The sequence below is a fragment of the Paenibacillus sp. FSL R5-0701 genome, assembly GCF_037973995.1.
Lineage (GTDB): Bacteria > Bacillota > Bacilli > Paenibacillales > Paenibacillaceae > Paenibacillus.
The window spans coordinates 2302922-2324272 of the sequence record NZ_CP150230.1 but is presented as its reverse complement, the minus strand read 5'-3'; the positions used below and the strand labels follow the sequence as shown (position 1 = coordinate 2324272).

Genomic DNA, 21351 nt, shown 5'->3' with positions numbered 1-21351 from the left:
ACATTATTAACCCAAAAAGAAGCAAATCTTCAAAATGGATTTTCGCCACTTCAAAGATTCGCCTCGGTTACTAATTATACCTCTGTGGAATACTCATGCTTATTATGCCTGCCTAACGGTCCGTGCCCTCCCATTCCCTTTTGAACTGGTCCACGAACTGCACCATATAATCATGACGCTGTTCCGCCAGCTCCCTGCCATAGGAGGTATTCATCAGATCCTTGAGCTTGAACAACTTCTCGTAAAAGTGATTTATCGTTGTGCTGCGCCCATTGCGATATTCCTCACGGGTCATCTGCTCCCGTGGGGGAAGGGACGGATCGTACATCTCGCGCCCTCTGGCGCCTGAAAAGGCAAAGGTTCGCGCGATCCCAATCGCACCCAGTGCATCCAGTCGATCTGCATCCTGAACAACCTGTGCTTCAAGCGAACTGACCGCAGGACGCTGACCTCCCGCATATGAGATGGTGCTAATAATACCCACAACCTTATTACGTATATCCGGGTCAAGAGGCTGGGTATCCAGCCAGTCATTCAGTTTGGCCATCCCGGCTTCCAAGCTCTCATTCAGCTTCTCATCCGGTACATCATGTAATAATCCAGCAAGCTCACAGACAAATGGATCTGCACCCATGCGGTGAGCGAGTTCAACCGCAAGTGCCGTTACCCGTTCAATGTGCGGCCAGTCATGACCATCACGATGCTTGGATGAGTCCCCTTGAACAAAGGATCGCGCGGCGCGCAGAACAGCCTCTCCTGCCGTTATTCCATCTATATTATGCATGTGCCCTGATTCTTGCAAATTCCCACCAGGTTGAAGAGGGTTCTCTGGCATCTTACGATTCCCCACCTTCACGGGCCTGTTCACGAGGAATACGCCGAGCTACACCCGTCTTAACAGCTGCTTCAATCACGCGACTGCGCATCGATTTGACCACTTTATCATTGAACACACTCGGAATAATGTAATAGCGTGTACGCTCTTCATCCGTAATGGCCGAAGCGATCGCTTGAGCGGCTGCCAGCTTCATTTCTTCATTAATTTCGGTGGCTCGGCAATCCAGAACTGCCCTGAACATGCCCGGGAAACATAACACGTTGTTGATCTGATTCGGATAATCGGATCGGCCTGTTGCCATTACAGCCACAATGTCTTCCACCAAGGCAGGCATAATCTCTGGTACCGGGTTTGCCATTGCAAACACGATTGGATCTTCCGCCATGGTCTGCACATCTTCGCGAGTTAACAGATTCCCTCGGGACAGGCCAATGAACACGTCGGCTCCGCGAATGACATCACGCAGCGAGCCAGTCTCCAGTTCGGGGTTAGTACGAGCTGCATAGTCACTCCAGACTTCATTCTCATAGGTTTGTGTCCGTACAATCGCACCTTCACGATCGACACCTATAAGTCGACTGGCTCCTGCGGACAATAAGATGTTACTGCATGCTACACCTGCTGCACCGATACCACAGACCACAATCTTCACATCTTCAATGGACTTGCCCACCAGTTTAAGCGCATTGATCAGACCGGCATATAACACAACCGCTGTGCCATGCTGGTCATCATGAAATACAGGAATGTCCAATTCCTCATTCAGACGACGTTCAATTTCGAAACAACGCGGTGAAGAGATATCCTCCAGATTAATGCCGCCAAAACCAGGTGATATCGCTTTCACAGTGCGTATGATTTCCTCGGTATCCTGTGTGTCCAGACAGATGGGGAAGGCGTCGACGCCTGCAAACTGTTTGAATAACATCGCTTTACCTTCCATGACCGGCATCGCTGCACGGGGACCTATGTTGCCCAGTCCAAGCACTGCACTGCCATCGGATACCACGGCTACCGTGTTCCGCTTGATTGTCAGCGAGAATGCTTTCCCCGGTTCTTCCGCAATCGCTGAACATACCCGGGCTACATCCGGAGTGTACACACGCGACAGGTCTTCCCGATTCTGAATCGGGGTCTTTGGGGTCACTTCGATCTTGCCGCCCAAATGCAGCAGGAACGTGCGATCCGATACGTTAATGATGGATACACCTTTAAGCTGGCGCACCCCTTCTATAATTTTACTGTTATCTTGTGCATCTGTAACTGCGACCGTCAAGTCGCGCACGCTTACATCCTGATTGGTGGAAATCACGTCGATGGCAATGATGTCTCCCCCAGCTTCCGAGATGGCCGAAGCCACTTCGCCAAACTTGATATCCTTAGTTGTCATTTCCAGTCGAATAATAATGCTGTTACCATCCAGATTCCTTTGATTCATTTCCATTCCTCCCAGACTGAAAGTCTTGAGTTACATGTTACGTGTTTGTCTTCGCTGCGCGGACACGTTTATCCTTTATCTTGTCCAGAAAAAGTGGTTCAACAGCCAAATGCATAAATAAAAAAGATGGCTTGAACACCAATGCAGGCGTTCAAGCCATCTTTTCTCAATACTAACTTCATTCATTTAGTACCATATAGAATCTATATTATTTCCGTGCAACTGGTCTGCGCAGAACACAAATGTCATATGGCTTCAAGCTGAGACTTGCTTCCACAGCATCACCACTGAGCAGATCGGTATAGGACTGTCCATCTAATTCAACCAGCTTCTCATCTGGTGTGTAGTTCTGTACAAACACATAATCAGCTGTACCATCTGTACGCGTATGCGCCGTTGTTCCGGCAGGCAGCTCTGTTTCAAGTCCACGCTCAATGTTCAGGTCAGCGATTAGTTTCGCATAGAAATCATCATAGAATGGTGCCTTCAGACGTGTCGCTACATAATATGCTTTCCCTGAACCCAACTGGTTAACGGTCAATGCCGGACGTCCGGCATAAAAGTCTGAACGGTACGTAGCCAGGGACTTCGCGCCTTCCAGATGAATCAGATCACACAGTTCAATTGCATCATACGCTGTATTGAGCTGAAGCTCATTGCCCTTCTCAGGGATAATTCCGTTCAGATCACGATCATGCAGTCCGTCAATTTCCTCGGACCAGATACCAAGTGTCTTACGCAGCGGGCCTGGGAATCCACCCAGGAAACACAGATCGTTTTCGTTAACAATACCAGACCAGTAAGTTGCTACAAACGTACCACCTTGTTCTACAAACTTCTCAATACGTTCCCCGACACCTTCACGTACCAGATAGAGCATTGGAGCAATCAGCAACTTATACTTGGACAGATCTGCATCCATATCAATAACGTCTACAGCGACTCCCTTTTTCCAAAACGCTTCGTAATGCTCTTCCACCGTCTGCTCATACTTCACACCGATATTACGCGGACCCTGGGAATCATTAACGGCCCAGCGGTTTTCCCAATCAAATATGATTGCAACTTCTGCCGGAACCGCTGTTCCTACAATAGCTTCCATGCCTTCAAGAGCCGTTCCTACGTCGGTGACATCTTGGAACACTCGAGTGTGTTCCGTTCCTACGTGGTCTACCACCGCACCATGAAGTTTCTCACTAGACCCACGGCTTTTTCTCCACTGGAAGTACTGAACACTATCGGAGCCGTGTGCCACAGCCTGGAGAGAAGAGAGCAGATGCATGCCAGGTTTTTTCAGTTTGCTGACATCTTGCCAATTCGTCGAACTTGGAGTACTCTCCATCAGCAAGAACGGCTGACCGCCTTTGATGGAACGAACGATATCATGCATCATCGCGATACGTGATGCCTGTTTCGCGTCGTCATCTGCATCATGCCAAGTCGGATAACTGTCCCAAGAGAGGAAATCCAGAATATCAGCGAACTTCCAATAGTTCAGACCGCCATAGAATTCCATCAGGTTGGTTGTGACTGGCAGATCAGGATTCTGAGCTTTTAATGGTTTCGTTTCATGCACGATAAAATCAGCTGTCTGATCCGTAACGAAACGGCGCCAGTCCAGATTCATTGCGTGTACCTGTGTCTCACCGTGTGGAGCCGGAGATTCCACTTGACTCCAGTCTGTAACCGTATGGCTCCAGAATGTGGTCCACCACGAATGATTCAGTTCATCGAGTGTTTTATACTTCTTCTGCACCCAACCACGGAATGCTTCCTGACAATAATCACAATGACAGTCTCCGCCGAACTCGTTCGAGATATGCCAGCCAATTACAGCCGGATGATCCGAATAACGTTCTGCCAGTTTTGTGTTGATCGCAGTAACCTTCTCACGGTATACCGGGGAAGTATAACAATGATTATGACGGAAACCGTGGAGATTACGGACACGTTTCTCAGAGACACGGAGTACTTCTGGGTACTTGGCGGACATCCATGCTGGTCTCGCACCACTTGGTGTAGCCAGGAATGCATAGATGCCATTAGCTGCAAAACGATCCAACACCTGATCCAGCCATTCGAATGTATATACGCCCTCTTCCGGCTCAAGGGATACCCACGAGAAGATACCAATGGACATCACGTTACACTTGGCAAGCTTCATCAAGCGAATATCTTCTTCCAGAATTTCAGGATAGCGGAGCCATTGCTCCGGGTTATAGTCTGCGCCATGCAACATGTGCGGGGCTTTGGAACTTACAGGTGGAAATTTGTATGTCATAAGGACAACTCCCTTGCTTTAATTGCTGTTTTTTAAATTTATATACGATAACAACGACTTCACAGAAGATACGTATTACGCTAGATTACACGTATGTCACGACATCTGATTCTTCAACAGAAGCGAGTGCTGTAAACGATTCCAACTTGCGACCTTTAAAATCAAACATGGTGAGGTTGCCCCAGTTATTCGGATGACCGACGGACCATTCTTCTTTACTTGGTATCCAGGCAGGTTCCCAATAATAGAATCCGTGCCCCAAACCACCAGGAACTTCGCGAATAATTTGCAATAGATCCTTCAGATATTTGGTCTGTCCCTCTACACTTGCAGGGTATCCCGGTAACAACATATCTTCCTGATTCAAAATCCATTCAATGCCTTCCGGCTGCTCCAGCGTCCATGGATAAGCGGTTTCAACTACATTGATGGGTTTGCCATAACGCTCAGCCAGATCATGCAGATTGTCACGTAAGGCATCGAGTGTGCCATGCCACCAAGGATAATATGAGAGCCCAATGATATCGAACTCCACACCCAGTGCTTCAAAGCGATCATAAAACTTGCGGCTCTCGGCGTTATCTCCACCACGATCAATATGTATCATAATCTGAATATCCGCGTCAACGGATTTGACCGCAGCAATTCCATACTTCACAAGGCCTGCAAAACGCTCCCACTGTTCATCCGTATCATGCTCTTCTCCACCGACACGTCCCTCATTCCATAACATGCCTGGTGTAATCTCGTTGCCCACCTGCACCATGTCTGGAAGTGCATCGTGTTCCTTCAACGTTCTCAGAACGTCAGCCGTATACATGCATACCGCACGTTGAAGCTCTTCATAGGACAGATTCTCCCATGCTTTCGGCTTCCATTGATTGGCTGGATCAGCCCAGCGATCAGAATAATGGAAATCAAGCAAAAATTTCAATCCCTGTTCCTTGATCCGTTTGGCTACCTCCACCGTACGCTCCAGATTGCAGAACCCACCAACAGGATCATTCCAGATCCGGAGCCGAATTGCGTTAGCATCATTGAGCTTCAGGATGGACAGCAAGTCTTGATCCTTGCCATCCACATCACTATAACTCCCGCCATGCTGTTCGATTTCATCCATAAAGGACACATCCATTCCCAGAATGAATGTCTTTTCCGTCAAGTTGCTCACTGTATCAACCTCCATTAATTTGGGGTACAGGCTCAGCCTTTAACTGAGCCCAACGTCATACCTTTAACAAAGAAACGTTGCAGGAAAGGATACACAATCAAGATTGGTGCACTTCCGATGAAGATCTGAGCTGCCCTTACCGTAGTTTGAGAGAGAGCTTCCATTTCTTTTGGATTCATGCTCATGCTACTCATATCACGTCCAATAATGACCGTTTGCATAAATGTAGCAAGTGGGTAATCCTTGGCGTTATTCATGTAGAGCAATCCATCAAACCAGGAATTCCAGTGAAACACCATACTGAACAATGCAATTGTTGCAATGGACGGCATCGAAATGGGAAGAAAGATACTGAACAATGTTCTGAAATGATTAGCTCCATCCATCAGCGCCGCTTCCTCCAGCTCTTTTGGAATACCGCGGAAGAAGTTCAGCATCAGAATGACAAGGAATGTGTTAACTGCTCCTGGGAGTACCAGTACCCAGAAGGAATCCATCAACCCGATCTTCTGGATAACCATATAGAATGGCACCAGTCCCCCGTTGAAAATCATACTGAATACAAAAATCCAGGAGTAGATCGTTCTGCCTTTGAATTCACTATTCTCTTTGGACAACGGATACGCCGCCAGGAACGTAATCAGCAAGGTAATAGCTGTACCAATCACTGTACGTAGAAGTGAAATCCAGAGTGAGTTCAAGAAAATTGGATTGTTCATCGTCTTTTTGTATGCCTCAAGTGAAAAACCTACGGGCCAGAGATTGACCAGATTGGCGTCGGCAGCAGCCTTTGTACTAAAGGATACTGCCAGTACATGAATCATTGGTACAATACACATAATGGCGACCAAAATCAGAAAGCAGGTATTGACTATATTAAACACGCGATAAGGCAATGATTTATGATACATCGTGGTCCCTTCTTTCTCTGTTCATTCGTTTAGAATATGCGATATCCAGCGTATTTTTTGGCTAAGCTGTACGATACAAGGATCAAGATCATACTAATAACCGATTTGAACAATCCGATCGCGGTTGCAAAGCCCATCTCACCATTTTGCATTGCGGAACGATATACAAATGTATCAATGATGTCACCCGTTTGATATACGAGCGGGTTATACAAGTTGAATATCTGGTCAAATCCGGCATTCAGTACGTTACCAAGCGCCAATGTTCCTACAACCATCAGCATCGGCACAAGCGAAGGGATTGTAATGTGCAGTGTCTGTTTCCAGCGTCCTGCTCCGTCAATCTCCGCTGCTTCGTACAACGCTGGATTAATTCCGGCAAGGGCAGCCAGAAAGACAATCATGTTATAGCCAAATTCTTTCCACACATCTGTCAGAATGACCGTAGATCGGAACCAACTGTTGTCTCCCAGGAAGAAATATGGCCCGAGTCCAAAGGTTCCCAGAACCCGGTTAACCAAGCCGCCTGTTGACAACAGATCTATCAAAATCCCCCCCAGAATGACCCAGGACAAGAAGTGAGGTAAATAGACAAGTGTTTGAATCGTTCGCTGTACAGCCATCTTGCGAACCTCATTCAAAAGAATGGCAAAAACAAATGGAACAAATAAATTGAAGATCAGTTTAAGTACAGCAATAATCAATGTGTTCCAGATGACTTGTAAGCTGTCTTCACGTTCAAACAAATATCTAAAGTTGTCCAGCCCAACCCATTCAGAACCGCTAATCCCAAGCCATGGCTTGTAGTTCTGGAATGCCATAATGATTCCGCCCATAGGCACATAACTGAAGATAATCAGAAAGATAATAGCTGGCAACAGCATAACGTGGAATGGCCAAGTGCGTTTCAAAGTTCTCATGATTGCTCCCCCTGTATTTCTTCCTACTCAAGTACTCCCTGAGTGGCTTATAATGCGATTATATCAACCTTTTACGGGGTCCAAACAGCACATAAAAGCAATATAAATGGCACAAATTCAACCACTTTGCCTCAGCATGAATAAACAAAAAAAAGCGCCCAGACGACTAACGTCTGGGCGCTGCTTGTAACTATTTTTTCACACTGTCATACCATTCGTTAACCTCTTGCGTGATTTGGTCACCGCCACCCGATTTCCACGTTTGTACAAAGGTATCAAACGCATCAACCGGATTTTTACCATAGATAATTTCGTTAAATGCTTGATTCTCGATTTTGTTCAGATAGTCAAGCTTTGATTTCATTGTCTTTGTTGTCGGACCTGTGAACATGTTTTTGAAGGAAATTTCTTCTTGGCTAAGCAAGACTTTCGCTGCTGCTGGAGTCTCTTTACCGTAGTTGACAGCAACATCTTTTTCAAGCTTGGTTTCAGGCTCTTTGCCATTGGCCAAATTCATCAGAGCTTTCATCTGTGCATCTGGAATACGAGCACCGTCACGAACAAGCAAATAACGTACAACGTTAACATATCCGCCTTCGATCTCGTCAATCGGCATTTGTTTTCCATTTGCATCTAATTGATAGTCATAGCCTGCAAACAGACCATTGTCATAAGGGCTACCTGGTGCCGGGTCTGCATAATTGTCGAACAGGTAGTTCTGGTACGTAAAGAATGCTTCTGGGTGCGCCATATCTTTTTTGATCAACGTAACACCATTAACGAACTGTGTCCCGTGACGCATCGCTTTGCCTTCAGGACCAGACGGAATTTCAATCGGTTTCCACACGGCACTCGGTACATTTTTCACTGTATCAAGAAGTGGCCATCCACTCATCCAGTAAGGTCCTGGAATAATACCGGCGGTTCCTGCAACTGCTGGCTCTGCTGTTTTGTTCTCATCCCATAGAGCTGCTTCCTGCGGGATATATCCTTTTTTGAGCCATTCGCTCAATTTGGTCAGACCTTGCTTCATACCCGGATTGATGGAGCCATACTCCAGCTTGCCGTCTTCCCCCAGATTCCATTGGAACGGCAATGTCCCATATGCTCCGAAGATCCATGATGGGTCTCCCATCCATGTATTCATGGAAGTTTTGAAACCAATGCTGAGCGGAGTGACTTTATCAGGAGCCAAGCCGTCAGGGTTATTATTTTTGAATGCTTCCATAACAACTTCTAATTCATCAATTGTTTTTGGCGCTTTCAGATTTAGCTTGTCCAGCCAATCCTGACGAATCCACAATAGATAATCATTGTTGTAGGCATAGTCCAGAACAGGGATACCCATTCTTTTGCCATCACGACTATATTGGTTCCATACGTTTGGATCTTGTTCAATTGCTTTTTTCCATGTATCCGAAGCATACTTATCGAACAGTGGCCCTACTTCTTGATACATTCCAGAATCAATCAGATCCTGAGCAAGCAGATTATCACCCACGTTTACAATATCAGGCATTTCCTGTCCTGATGACATCGCAAGACGAAGCTTGGTTGCAAATGCTCCGTTTGTGTCTGTTACTGACCACAACGATTTGATTTCAATACCGAATTGATCTTTGGCCCACTTGGTTGCCACGTTATTTTCCATGGATTCGCCATTTTTGAATTTCAGCTCTGGATCGATTCCCCAGGCTGTGGTAATCGTAACTGGCGGATCGTATTTCTCTTTGTATTCGTTTTCAGTTCCTGTTGTGTTTGAAGCTGCATTATCTCCGCCTCCACTGCCTCCTGAACATCCTGCAAGAACGACAGTCAGACACAGCGTTGTAGCGAGAAGCGACAAGAATCTCTTTTTCGTTGATTGCGCTCTCATGTTGTTCCCCCTTAAATCGTTTTGGTTACCCTTTCATTATAGGCTGACCAGGCCTTTGAGCCTATGATACGAAATCAAGATTTCTGCACCTTTGCCAACCTATATTCTGGAATGTTGTTGTAATTATGCCTGATCCCGAAATTCATTGGGGGTCATGCCATAATGCTTTTTGAACATTTTGCTGAAATATTGCGGATTTTGATAACCAAGCTCACTCGTAATCTCGTATATTTTTTTGTTGCTATTCTTAAGCAGATACAGAGCACGCTCCATGCGCATACGAATCATGTAGTCCCCAAGACCTTCCCCTGTCTCTGCCTTGTAAATTTTCGATAGATATACAGGGTGTAAATATACCTTGTCCGCAATCATTTTCACTGACAGATCCTGTCCTGTATCTCTTGTCACCAACTCCTGAACCTGCTTGATCACATGTCTGCGGCTCTGCACACCTTCCTGATCGGACAACTCTTCCTGAAGCTTTGCCAGCATCTCGGTTGCCCAGCGCCGCAGCTTCTCGGGTGATTGAATCAACTGATGGGCAAGGAGCAGATCGAATCCCGCATGATCAATCTCATGCACCAGATGCCCCTGTTTATGGGCGATATACATAAATGCATTAGTTACCGACAGATACATCTCATACACATGTTCTCTGGACAATCGTACCTGTTCTGCCGCGTCAAAGACCGTGTTCAGCTTACGCGCTGCCGCTTCCCATTGCTTGGTCTCAAGCAATTGCGGAAGTACAGGTGGTTTGTACAGCTCTTCGAGCGCCTGCGTTGCATCATTCTCCGGTCTTTTGCTGAGTGCCTGATCCATGTCCATATATATAATCTTGTGTTCTTCCGGTCCTGAAAGGACAAGCGAACCCAGACTTTTTCGATAGGCTGCTGTCAACTCATTAAAGGGAAATGACGGTGTAACTACCATGGACAGATCTCCCTGTAAATATCGAATGACATGCTCACGGAAAGTTTCAGCTGAGATTCTCAACGTCTCCAAGTCCATCTGCGGAGCTTCGATCTGATCTTGATTCTGCAAGAACATAACCAGACACTCATGGGGTCCGCGACCAAACCACACGTTAAATTGGTCTCCGAGTACTTCCTCTGCAATATTACCTACCGCAAAATCCATTAGATCCAGAGACTGCTGGTCCATTGAGGAGAAACGTCCTGTAAGGCGAATCAGCATCATCACAGCGGATTGTTCCGGATCAATATGAATCTCATACTGTTGCAGTTGTTCCCGAAGTGCCCTCGCCGTGATTTCACGTCCCAGCAGCAGATCATGCATGAGATTTTCCCGTAAAATTTTATAGTCAGACTTCCGGCTGTATAAGAGCCGGTGATATTTATCGAATTCATCCCATTCATCGCGAAGAGACGTGATGGCTGCCGACACGGAACTCATAAATTCATCATCGTTTACGGGTTTCAGGATATAATCCGCTGCCTGCAATTGAATAGCTTTCTTCGCATACGTAAAATCACTGTGACCGGTCAGCAAGATACAGCGGATATGAGACCAGCGTTTGCTTACCTCTGCAATGAGATCCAATCCCGACATACCAGGCATTCGAATATCGGTAACTACGATGTCTACTACATTTTCCTCCATAATCTCCAGAGCTTCCTTACCGGATGCAGCACGAAGCACGGTCGTTACCCCAAGTTCTCCCCAGGGGATCGTAAGTTCCAGACTTTCTGTTACATATGTCTCATCATCTACCAGTAATATATCAATCAAGTGATTCACTCCCTATTTCGTTCATTCTGCCAATGGATTCCATCGTTCATCATACGCTGCACATTCCAAGTGCTTATCCTTCATTCTCCAGAAGAAACTCCTGCTCGTCAGGCCATGACAGCGTAACTCGTAATCCACCAAGTTCCGATTCCGTTATATCAAGCCCTGCCTGCTCCCCATATCGAAGCTGGAGTCTCTGATTCACATTCCACAGGCCACAGCCCATCTCTTGATCCATCGTTCCCCTGAGCTTATTCAGAAGCGCCTCACGTCCCTCCTGCGTCATGCCTTGCCCATCATCTTCTACCACAAGAACCATGACACCGCCCTGTTTTTCCCCGGATACTCTTATTTCTCCGGCTTCCGCGTCCGCCTCGATACCGTGAATCACCGCATTCTCCACTAGTGGTTGCACGATGAGTGGCGGTACCTCCTGTCTTAACATCTCATCAGTCAGATCAATCTTGTAATGAATGCGGTCCATACGCATCCGTTGAATCTCCAGATAACAGCTGACAAATTCAATCTCTTCTGTCAACGGTACCACGTCCCGCTCCTGTCTTGTTGTATATCGATAATATCGCGATAGATTATGCGACATCGCTACAACAGCGTCCATACGCTTGAGCTTCGCCATACTAGTAATGAAGGAGAAACAATTATAGAAGAAGTGCGGGTTAATCTGTGATTGCAGCTGCTTCAATCGGGCTTCACGCACATGAATCTGTTCCAGATAAACGTGTTCAAACAACTGCTGGATCTGCTCCACCATCAAGTTGAAACGTTCGGACAAGAAACTGAATTCATTGCGGCCCTTTGGCTTAATCCTCACGGAATAATCCTCCTGCTTCAACCGCTGGAACCCGCGAATGAGTTGTTTCACTGGTACCTGCACCTGAACATAGAACAAATACGCCACACCAAAACTCATTAACAACAAACAAATCATGGAAGAATAGAACAACATATTGGATTGATGAATGGGCTTCAGAATATCTGATAGCGGCATGTAGTCCACCAAATACCAGCCTGTTGTACTGGATTTCACGGTGTTAACCATGTAAGGCTCGTTCCCGATCACTACTGTACGGTTATCAACGTCCTGAAGTTTATGGGCGGACAGTTCTTCCATCAACTGATTCGTTAATGAACGATCTGAAGTCCGATTATAGATAACCCCCGACTCTTCTCTGAAATAGAAGGGATCATGCCTTCCATCGTCTTTGAATTTGTCGAGCATATCCCGAATGTTGTCACTATCAAACTCCAGTTTAATAATCGTTTCCGCATGATTAGCTGGGTCTTTAATGCCGTACGGAGATACTGTAATCCAGCTAAACATGAACCGATCATCTTCCCCATCCTGGATTTTGCGTACATCCCAGCCGGAACTGATATTCTCCCTTAACGCTTGTTTATCGTAAGAACGTGCGTCCCTTTCGGAAACCACCCTGCCTAGCGAAGGGGAGTACAGATATAATTTCGTGGCCCAATTGGATGAGCTTTCCTGAATACTTAGCTTATTCTGAATACGTTTGACCAGGTTGATCGCATCCAGGTCAAAGTAATTACTGTCCGCATAGATTCGGCGGAAACTGGCAATATCAGGATCATGTATGAGCAGATTTGGCCATGAGGATAACAGTTCGATGTGTGTGTTCACTTGATTTTGGAAAAATTCAAGCTGGTTACTATTCGATCGATTCAACTCGTCTCTGAGAACAGCTGTTGTTTTGTGATTGGAGTACCAGTACAGAAGCACTACAGGAATCAGCATAATCAGAATAAGAATGACCATTTTGGAAAACAGGTTTGTCCGATATGACATCTTTTCATCTCACCTTGTCTAAATTTGTCGTGACATTAATTGTAATGATGTAAGCGCTAAAGACAAACTATTTTTTTGAGACAAACCGATTCATTATCTAGCGTAAGCGTTACCAATTCAAGGGGGAAGGAGATAAAACCAACATTTCTGCACTAATTGCAACTTCCACGCACAAAAAGAGCCAGCGATTAGCCAGCTCTCTCTAATTTCAGTATATGCCTTTGATCTTTCTATTCTACTCAAACCTTATCCCACTTCTGTTTATGTAATTATTCTTTTTTACTATAAAAAAATCAACTATGGAATATCATAATCAAATACCGTATTGGCTCCATCCACGCCTACATCCAGCACAATATCCATAAGTTTCCCATTGACGAACAGAGGGGATTCCGCTTTCCCGTAAAACTCCAACTTGCCTGTAAACGTTCCATGGGGTTCAATCTCAACATGTACCGGCCTTAACTGGACAGACTGCAAGGCTTCCAACAGTGGATCGTCCTTAAACTTATAACTGCGTGCGAGATCAGGCAATAACACGGCGGATACGGAATCTCTGCCGTAATTTTTGAGTGTCAGGTCACAGGTGGCTCGGGTCTCACCCGTTTTCAGCACGTTAAAGGTACAAGAGCTTGCATTCTGTACATAGGATACCGCATTAATGCCTGTAGCTCCCCACTTGGCTACATACATCAATTTATCCGTCATGTAAGAATAACTGAGAATGATAGCGATAACTACGATCCATAACCCTTTTGCAAGACCGGGGAATGATTTCCCGATTTCTTTGCGTGTAAGGTAGAAGCCGCAGGCGAAAATCCCCAATCCTAGGAAAAGTGTGATATGTACACCACTTAAATAAGACGTAGTATACGGTGATATACCTATTGCTGACAGCATGGTATCCCCAACAGAAAAACCAAGATGATGGTTAAATGTAAAGATGATAGCAAATAGCAATAAAGCCCCTGAGAACACAAGTCTGGTTCTCGACACACGAACACCCCCTAATCAACCACCTTATTATATCATATTTTTCCTATTTATGATTAACAATCCAAATCAAAAAACAACAATAAAAAGAACGTCTTCGGTTGTTCACCGAAAACGTCCTCCATTTTCACAGCTGACAAGAGCTTGTAGTAACACAGGTCTCTCTGTCATGGCTGACGATCATTTATTGCTTAGACAAGAATGCATCAAGTTGTTCCTGTTTGGCTGCAATAATTTTATCAATTCCCGCTGCTTTCAATTTCTCCAGATATTTCGGAATCATCTCATTTGGATCAACGGCACCCGATGTCATACCCGGCTTGAACTGTTTGTTTACGTTGTTGACCGCAGCAATTTCATTTTTGACAGATTGGCTGTTGAACGTAAAGCCCAGTGCTGGTGACTTCACACCTTTGGCGTTAAACTCTTTGAACTTCTCCCATTTCTGTGGATCTTCATTATCCCAGAGGAAGTTCAGGAATTGGTTACCCAGTTGCCATTGTGCACCTGGATTGTAGGTACGACTGTTGGCATCTACGCCATCAGGGAGAGCAATGATATTATCCTGTCCGTCTTTTTTCACATAATGTGTACCTTCAATTCCGAAGTTCAGCAAGTTGTTAATTTCCTTGTCCGAATGCAGCAGGTTAATGACCTGCATCGCTTTCTCCGGTTGCTCGGAAGAACGGGAGATTGCAAGCATCGCTCCAGATGCATCACCCGTCGTGATTGTTGGCTGTGTCATCTCAATCTGAGTGAGTGGGAAACCCACATACCCTTCTTCTTCTTTATCCTTGCCTGGCTTCATGCCATCTGTCCAGAGAAACGCTTTTCCAGCCTTCGCCTGGTCTTTCGGGAACACATTGGACGTAGCAGCATCACTGTTGATATATCCCGCTTGATACCACTTGCGAGCGAGTTCAGCCGCTTCTTTGAATTCAGGGGTCTCCACTTCATTCAGCACCGTTGTTCCGCCTGCTGTTTTGGAGATGACTCCAGGTACGGAAGCATCACCGAGATAATCCCAATCCAGATTCTCCAATAGCCCGTTACCATTGGTATTGGACATATAGAATGGTGTGATGGCTGGCTCGTTTTCCTTGATTGTTTTGAGCAGGGGCTCCAGATCAGCCCATGTCTTTACAGCTGTCAGGTCCAGCTTATACTTGTCAGCCAGATCTTTACGTACCAACACACCACGTGTGGCAGCAAGTTCCTTATTCGTAGGAACGCCGTAATTCACGCCGTCCACCTGGGAACCTTCCAGAAAGGCAGGGTCCAGGTTTTTCTTGATATCCTGACCATGTGCATCAAGCAGATCATTCAACGGCAAGAATGCGCCTTTAGCTACATTCACCGTGTAGTTCTGCCAAGCTGCTGTGAAGATAATGTCTGATTTTTCACCTGAAGAAATCATGAGATTCAGCTTGTTATCCCACTGTCCCCAGTCAATCGCATTGATCTTAAGCGTGGCCCCGATCTTTGGTTCCATCTTTTTGTTAATCTCGGCTTCCACCAGAGCGACATCCTTCTGTGGTGTCCCTGGGTAGAACAGTGTCACTTCATAGGGTTTGCCCCCACCTTCACTTGCTCCTCCACCTTCTGCGCCAGGTGTTGTTGTTCCACCCTTGTCTGATGAGCAAGCAGCCAGCACCAGGCTCAGCGCCATAACCGTTGCCATCATGCGTGACCATACCTTTAATGATCTAACCAATTGAACCCCTCCTGTCATGTGTTGAACCATACAACCGAATTCCCCAATTCACAATTAAACCGATAACTACTTCTGTATATGCCCTTTCAGTCCATCTTCATTTACCTTGCCCACTCCGCTAACCGGTTCAGAGTTATCCCTTCACAGCGCCAACCGTAAGACCTTTGATGAAATAACGCTGGAAGAACGGATATGCCAGTACAATTGGACCAATACCGACCACAGCCATCGCCATTTGCAGAGTTTTGTTAGGCAGATTGAGCAATCCACCCTGCGACGAAATCTGTGAAGAGACGTTGGAGTTGGTTGTTAAATATTGAATATCGAGCAGCGTCCGGTACATAAGGTACTGAAGGCTGATCGTCCGGTTATCTGATATAAAAATCATGCTAAGGTACCAGTCATTCCAGTAATTCAGTGTACTGAACAACGCGACGGTTGCCATTACGGGAAGAGAGAGCGGAAGCACGATACGTGCAAACGTTCTCAATTCTCCCGCACCATCAATCCGAGCCGATTCCAGAATGGACACCGGAATGGAGTTCGCGAAGAATGTACGCATGACCAGTACAAAGAATGGGGATAGCAGTAGCGGCATAATGAGTGCCAGTAGGGAGTTTTTCAGATCCAATACGTTGACATAGACCAGGTACCAAGGTACCAGACCCCCATTGAACAACATTGTGAAGAAGATGAAAAAGGCGAACCAGCCCCGGTAAGGCAGATCTCTCCGTGAGAGCGGATACGCATACAATGCGGTCAGCGCAACACTTGTAATGGTACCTACAACGGTAACAATAAAGGATATACCATACGAGTGAATGATCTGATCCATATCTCTGAACAGAAACTCATAAGCCGTCAGGCTGAATTTCTCTGGAATAAGCTTATATCCATTGGCAATTACTGTTGTCTCGTCCGAAAATGAGATGGCGAAGACAAGCAGGATCGGCACGATACAGGCAATGGCATAGAATAGAAACATCGCATGAATAACGGATGCGGAACGCTTCGATACGGCTAGTGGATCACGTGATTTCACAGCTGACTTGCCTCCTCTCAAAATAATGCATTATCTTTATCAATTCGCCTTACGATGGTATTGGATACAAGAACCAGCACAAATCCAACGATTGCCTGATATAGACCGGCTGCTGATGACATCCCGATATCTCCACCGATAAGGAACGTACGATATACGTAGGTATCCAGTACATTCGTTACAGGGAACAGCGCTCCCGATTCCAATGGAACCTGATAGAACAGACTGAAGTCTGCATAGAATATACGACCAATTTGCAATAACGTCATAATGACGATTAATGGCACGAGAAACGGAATGGTAATGAAGCGTATCTGATGCCATTTGGTTGCTCCATCGAGCACAGCTGCTTCATAATATTCTTCATCGATACCCACGACAGCTGCCAGATAAATGACGGCATAATATCCAATATTCTTCCATGTGTTCACCAGTGGCAAAATATACGGCCAATACTTCGGCTCTGAATACCAGTCGATCGGCTGACCGCCGAACATCTGCAGAACCGTTGAGTTCATGAAGCCTGAATCCTTGCCCAGGAAAGCCAGTACCAGATAACTGACCACAATCATGGACAGGAAATACGGTAATAACATAAGTGATTGATATAACTTGGACATTGCCTTGTTCTTCACTTCATTGAGCAGAATAGCAAGCCCGACACCTACTAAGAGATTTAGTGCAATAAACACCGTGTTATACGCGAGTGTATTTCGGGTAATTTCCCATGCATCACTGGTTGAGAACAAATATTTAAAATTGTCCCATCCACTCCATGGGCTACCCCAAATACCATCAGCATAGTTTACATTTTTGAATGCGATCAGAACGCCGAACATCGGCATATAGTTGTTCACCAGCAGAAACAGGACACCTGGCAAGAACATGAGATACAGCACCTTGAATTTGCCAAGATTGTGCCACACCGACTTGCGCTTTCGGACTGTTTCTCCCGGTATTTCCGATATCCGTACTCCCTTACCCGCCTGGGGTTGTGTCTTCATAACTTGTTCTCCCTCACTCCTCTTGAATTCTTCCTCAGGATGAAGCTCCGTTGCGGCTCCTGTGGTTCAAGTATACGGCGGGGCGAGTAAGACCTCTATCTGCTGTGGTGACCTGTTGACTTATCAAATTATGACTTTAGTACCAAAAAAAACAAAAGACGCAGCATGCTGCGCCCTGAACTATACGGTACGTGACTGTTTTCGAAACTCCTGTGGCGTTATACCCGTGCACTTTTTGAACATTTTGGTGAAATGCGAGTAATTATAGTACCCCACCTTGCCAGCGATATCCGTCACCTTGACGGTGGACTGGGACAACAATGTCTTCGCTTTGGCTACTCTGCCCTGCAGAATAAACTCAGATAGGGACATCCCCTTCTCTTTCCGAAATAGACGTGATAGATAAGCGGGATTGAATCCGGCAAAAGCTGCAAGCTCCTCTCGCATAAGTTCTTCACCAATATGAGTTTCAATATAAACGCACAACTGATCCACAATGGTCATGGGGCTATGATCGTCCGGGTACAACACTGGGATAACACGATCAATCAGATCAGACGTCCACTGCTTCAACTGCGGCAACGACCTTGTCACCATACCCTCTTCCGGCTCCCGTTCACCCGGATACAGACTGCGTATTGACACGTTTTTCTGATGAAGCAACGGATAGACCACATGCAGCATGGCATGATAGTAGAGATGCAGCATTTCAGGAGACAAACCCTCCTGTGCAGCAAGCAACTCAAAAATCTCATCCACACGTTCTCGCAAATCCCCAACTTTACCCGTCTCAAAAAGAATGGATAATTCCGAAAACCATGGAATAGGCAAAAAGCGATCTTCCTGATCTCTTCCCCGCTCATCATAGACAAAAACTTCTTCAAGCTCCTTAATATTGCGCCGCTCCATATCCATCAGTTCATTTAACATGCCTTGCAGCTCAGTTACAGCAACCAGGGCTCCAACATAACAGGACAACCGGCAGTAGAAATACGTACCACATTCCTGAATATACCCCTGACAACGTTGTGCCACTTCGCTCGCACTCGGGATGATGCCGTCTTGCTCGTAAGCAAGCACAATATTTAATCCACTTTGATCCTGAAACACCTCACCGGGCTTGTCGCCAAGCAGCATCTCCTTGGCTGCATTACGAAGGGCATATTCCAATACCTCTTCGTCCCGCAAATCAAAATCACGCACCCACTCCTCTACCGAGATCACAATGGGTAACACACGAGCCTGCGGATCAATCTCGGCACCATACAATTCTGCGAGCTCTTGCAACCGTTGTTCGGTTAACGTGATACGCTGAGAGATGGCATCTTTCCAGAAGCGTTCCGTCAGCAGCGGTTTATGGGTTTTCCAGCGTTTGTATACGGTCTCATAAACTTCGTTGGTACGGGTACGCTGCTCTCCATCCTTGATCTTCTCCACCGCCTGGGTTACTACCTTAATCAATTGATCCGCTGGAGCCGGCTTCAACACATAATCAAAGCTGTTTAGCTTAATGGCTGTCTGAGCATAATCGAATAAAGCGTGCCCTGTCAGGAAAATGGTCAGTATACCTGGATCATGTTTTAACACCCAACTTTGCAGGTCAAGCCCTGTTTCACCAGGCATCTCGATATCACAGATCATGATATCAATAGCATCTGCCCTTAAAATCTTTCTTGCCTCTTCGGCATCACCAGCACTGTATACCTGATCAATGCCTGCTGCTTGCCAATCGACTCCTTCAACCATTGCTTGTAATGCATACACTTCATCATCCACGATCAACAGGTTCCGCATAGGCTCCCCCTTCTTCCTCTTCGGTCTGAGCGGGTAAATCAATGATGACTTTGGCGCCATGATCCACCTCATTGCCAAACTGCAAACTGGCTTGATCACCATACTTCACTAAAAGCCGATGAGCCACGTTCCATATCCCGATATGCTGTCCATTCGGGTCTTCAGCGTATTGTCCATGTTGCAGACGTCCCAACAATTCCTCATCAAATCCGACGCCGTTGTCCACAATCATCAGTTGAAGCACCGTCCCATCGACCTGACCGGATGACTTCTCACCAAGGCGCGCCACGATCCGAATGACAAAGGCTTGCGTCCGGCGCTGAAATCCATGAATAATGGCATTCTCCACAAAAGGCTGAATGGTTAATGGCGGAATCACATAATGTCCCAGATTCGGTTCAACATCCAGTTCAAAATCGAATCTGCTTGGAAACCTCAGCTTTTGAATTTCTAAGTAATGACGAATGTGCTCCAGCTCTTCATCCAGACGAATAATACGTTTGCCTGCACGCAGACTGAATCGAAAATAATCGGCCAGATGACCAGCCATCTGCTGCACCAACTCATGCTTTTGCAAGGAAGCCAGACTATGAATAATATTGAGTGAATTCAGGTAAAAGTGAGGATTGATCTGCATCTGCAGTTGTTTGAACTCTGCCTCTCGCGTCCGCAGCTGTTCCTCATACACATCAATCTTCAGATGCCTGATTTCACTGGTCATTTGATTGAAACTTCGTGTCATAAATTCAAGCTCCGAGGAAGATGGCGGGTCCAGCTTCACATCGAGATCTCCACGACTCACCCTTCTCATGCCTCGGATTAACGCATTCATCGGGCGGAATAACAGATGCCGCAAAAAGATCAGTGCAGTAACCAGAATTACTGCCGCACCAATGGGGAGCAGACGAATGATCTGCTGGAAAAACGGGAGGTTACGCATCATGTCTTCCTCAGGCAGCAGCACGATATAATTCATCTGGGACATGGCCGAGGCAGTACCCAACATCAAATATTGACGTGCTTCTCCCTTATTCACAACTTCAGAGATCACCTGATACGGATTCTTCAAGCCGGGAAGATGTGCTGCAGCCAGCTGAATCTGTGCAGTATTCAATGTGGAATCCGATAGCGCCCCACCATCTGTTCCAACAATGACTGCACCTCCCCGATCTCCGGATTCAGTGAATTGTTGTGTATGATTCAGTGCATTCATATCGACAAGTGCACCAGCATAGAACTGTTGGTTGATTCGCACCGTTTTCACCAGCGCATTCCACGTCCCGCCACGCACGATGCTCCATTCCGGCTTCTGGATATCCCCTTCCAATTGCTGCATCTGGACTGGCATACTCTCCTGCACAACCGACTTTTTGACATCATAATTGCCTGAAGTGGCGAGCAGCAGATCATCATTCACGGCATCATATAGAAAAAAAGAATCGATTAAGTTATAAAAACCGATATCTGTCATGAATTTGTTCATAATCCGTTGCTTTGCAATGATATAATCACCGCTGCCGTATTTCAGAAAAAACAGAGAGATAATATCCGGGTCCCGCTCACCCAGACTATATAAATACCGATTCGTCTCCTGTAACACACGTTCATTTTGCTCCACACTCTTGGCGAGATGATTCATATTGGTGAGGGATACTTTGTCACGTACAACTTTCATGGCGTAGACGTTGTTGTAATAAAGCAGCATGAATAATGGCAGCATGATCAATGTAAGACCCACTATAAATTTAAAACGAAGTGAACGGATAAAGCTCATGGATTATGGATTCCC

15 protein-coding genes are annotated in these 21351 nt (G+C 46.0%); all 15 read right to left on the bottom strand.

Annotated elements, in window-relative coordinates; translation table 11 throughout:
- Positions 1-112: 112 nt before the first annotated feature.
- The 15 genes from MKZ13_RS10845 to MKZ13_RS10775 all read right to left on the bottom strand — a co-directional run bounded on the left by MKZ13_RS10845 (position 113) and on the right by MKZ13_RS10775 (position 21336).
- Positions 113-835, bottom strand: a complete 723-nt coding sequence (locus MKZ13_RS10845) for an HD domain-containing protein (RefSeq protein WP_339183928.1) — start codon at positions 833-835, stop codon at positions 113-115.
- Between the two features lies 1 nt (position 836).
- Positions 837-2276 carry an NAD-dependent malic enzyme gene (locus MKZ13_RS10840; protein WP_221823463.1) on the bottom strand — a complete coding sequence of 480 codons (1440 nt, stop codon included), beginning with the start codon at positions 2274-2276 and terminating at the stop codon, positions 837-839.
- Between the two features lie 208 nt (positions 2277-2484).
- Complete coding sequence (locus MKZ13_RS10835; RefSeq protein WP_313771491.1) at positions 2485-4557, bottom strand: beta-galactosidase; 2073 nt, start codon at positions 4555-4557, stop codon at positions 2485-2487.
- Between the two features lie 85 nt (positions 4558-4642).
- On the bottom strand, positions 4643-5728 hold the full coding sequence (locus tag MKZ13_RS10830) for an arabinogalactan endo-1,4-beta-galactosidase (protein ID WP_313771490.1): 1086 nt from the start codon (positions 5726-5728) through the stop codon (positions 4643-4645).
- A 32-nt stretch (positions 5729-5760) separates the two neighbouring features.
- Entirely contained in the window at positions 5761-6639 is an 879-nt protein-coding gene (locus tag MKZ13_RS10825) for a carbohydrate ABC transporter permease (protein WP_076326910.1), read from the bottom strand.
- A gap of 29 nt (positions 6640-6668) precedes the next feature.
- The gene (locus MKZ13_RS10820) at positions 6669-7559 is read right to left on the bottom strand and encodes an ABC transporter permease subunit (RefSeq protein WP_017689297.1); all 891 of its coding nucleotides are present in this window, start codon (positions 7557-7559) and stop codon (positions 6669-6671) included.
- Positions 7560-7749: 190 nt separating this feature from the next.
- Entirely contained in the window at positions 7750-9435 is a 1686-nt protein-coding gene (locus MKZ13_RS10815) for an extracellular solute-binding protein (RefSeq protein WP_221823458.1), read from the bottom strand.
- A 123-nt stretch (positions 9436-9558) separates the two neighbouring features.
- Positions 9559-11187 (bottom strand): response regulator, encoded by a 1629-nt coding sequence (locus tag MKZ13_RS10810; RefSeq protein WP_339183924.1) that lies wholly within the window; start codon positions 11185-11187, stop codon positions 9559-9561.
- Positions 11188-11260: 73 nt separating this feature from the next.
- Complete coding sequence (locus MKZ13_RS10805; RefSeq protein WP_339183922.1) at positions 11261-13015, bottom strand: sensor histidine kinase; 1755 nt, start codon at positions 13013-13015, stop codon at positions 11261-11263.
- Between the two features lie 297 nt (positions 13016-13312).
- Positions 13313-14011 carry a hypothetical protein gene (locus MKZ13_RS10800; RefSeq protein WP_339183920.1) on the bottom strand — a complete coding sequence of 233 codons (699 nt, stop codon included), beginning with the start codon at positions 14009-14011 and terminating at the stop codon, positions 13313-13315.
- Between the two features lie 181 nt (positions 14012-14192).
- Entirely contained in the window at positions 14193-15722 is a 1530-nt protein-coding gene (locus MKZ13_RS10795; protein WP_036609560.1) for an ABC transporter substrate-binding protein, read from the bottom strand.
- A gap of 133 nt (positions 15723-15855) precedes the next feature.
- Positions 15856-16764 (bottom strand): carbohydrate ABC transporter permease, encoded by a 909-nt coding sequence (locus tag MKZ13_RS10790; RefSeq protein ID WP_017689303.1) that lies wholly within the window; start codon positions 16762-16764, stop codon positions 15856-15858.
- A gap of 17 nt (positions 16765-16781) precedes the next feature.
- Entirely contained in the window at positions 16782-17768 is a 987-nt protein-coding gene (locus MKZ13_RS10785) for an ABC transporter permease subunit (RefSeq protein ID WP_036670214.1), read from the bottom strand.
- A gap of 180 nt (positions 17769-17948) precedes the next feature.
- Positions 17949-19562, bottom strand: a complete 1614-nt coding sequence (locus tag MKZ13_RS10780) for a helix-turn-helix domain-containing protein (protein ID WP_339183916.1) — start codon at positions 19560-19562, stop codon at positions 17949-17951.
- The gene (locus MKZ13_RS10775; RefSeq protein WP_339183914.1) at positions 19537-21336 is read right to left on the bottom strand and encodes a sensor histidine kinase; all 1800 of its coding nucleotides are present in this window, start codon (positions 21334-21336) and stop codon (positions 19537-19539) included. Before MKZ13_RS10775 ends, MKZ13_RS10780 begins: the two co-directional genes overlap by 26 nt.
- Positions 21337-21351: the final 15 nt, after the last annotated feature.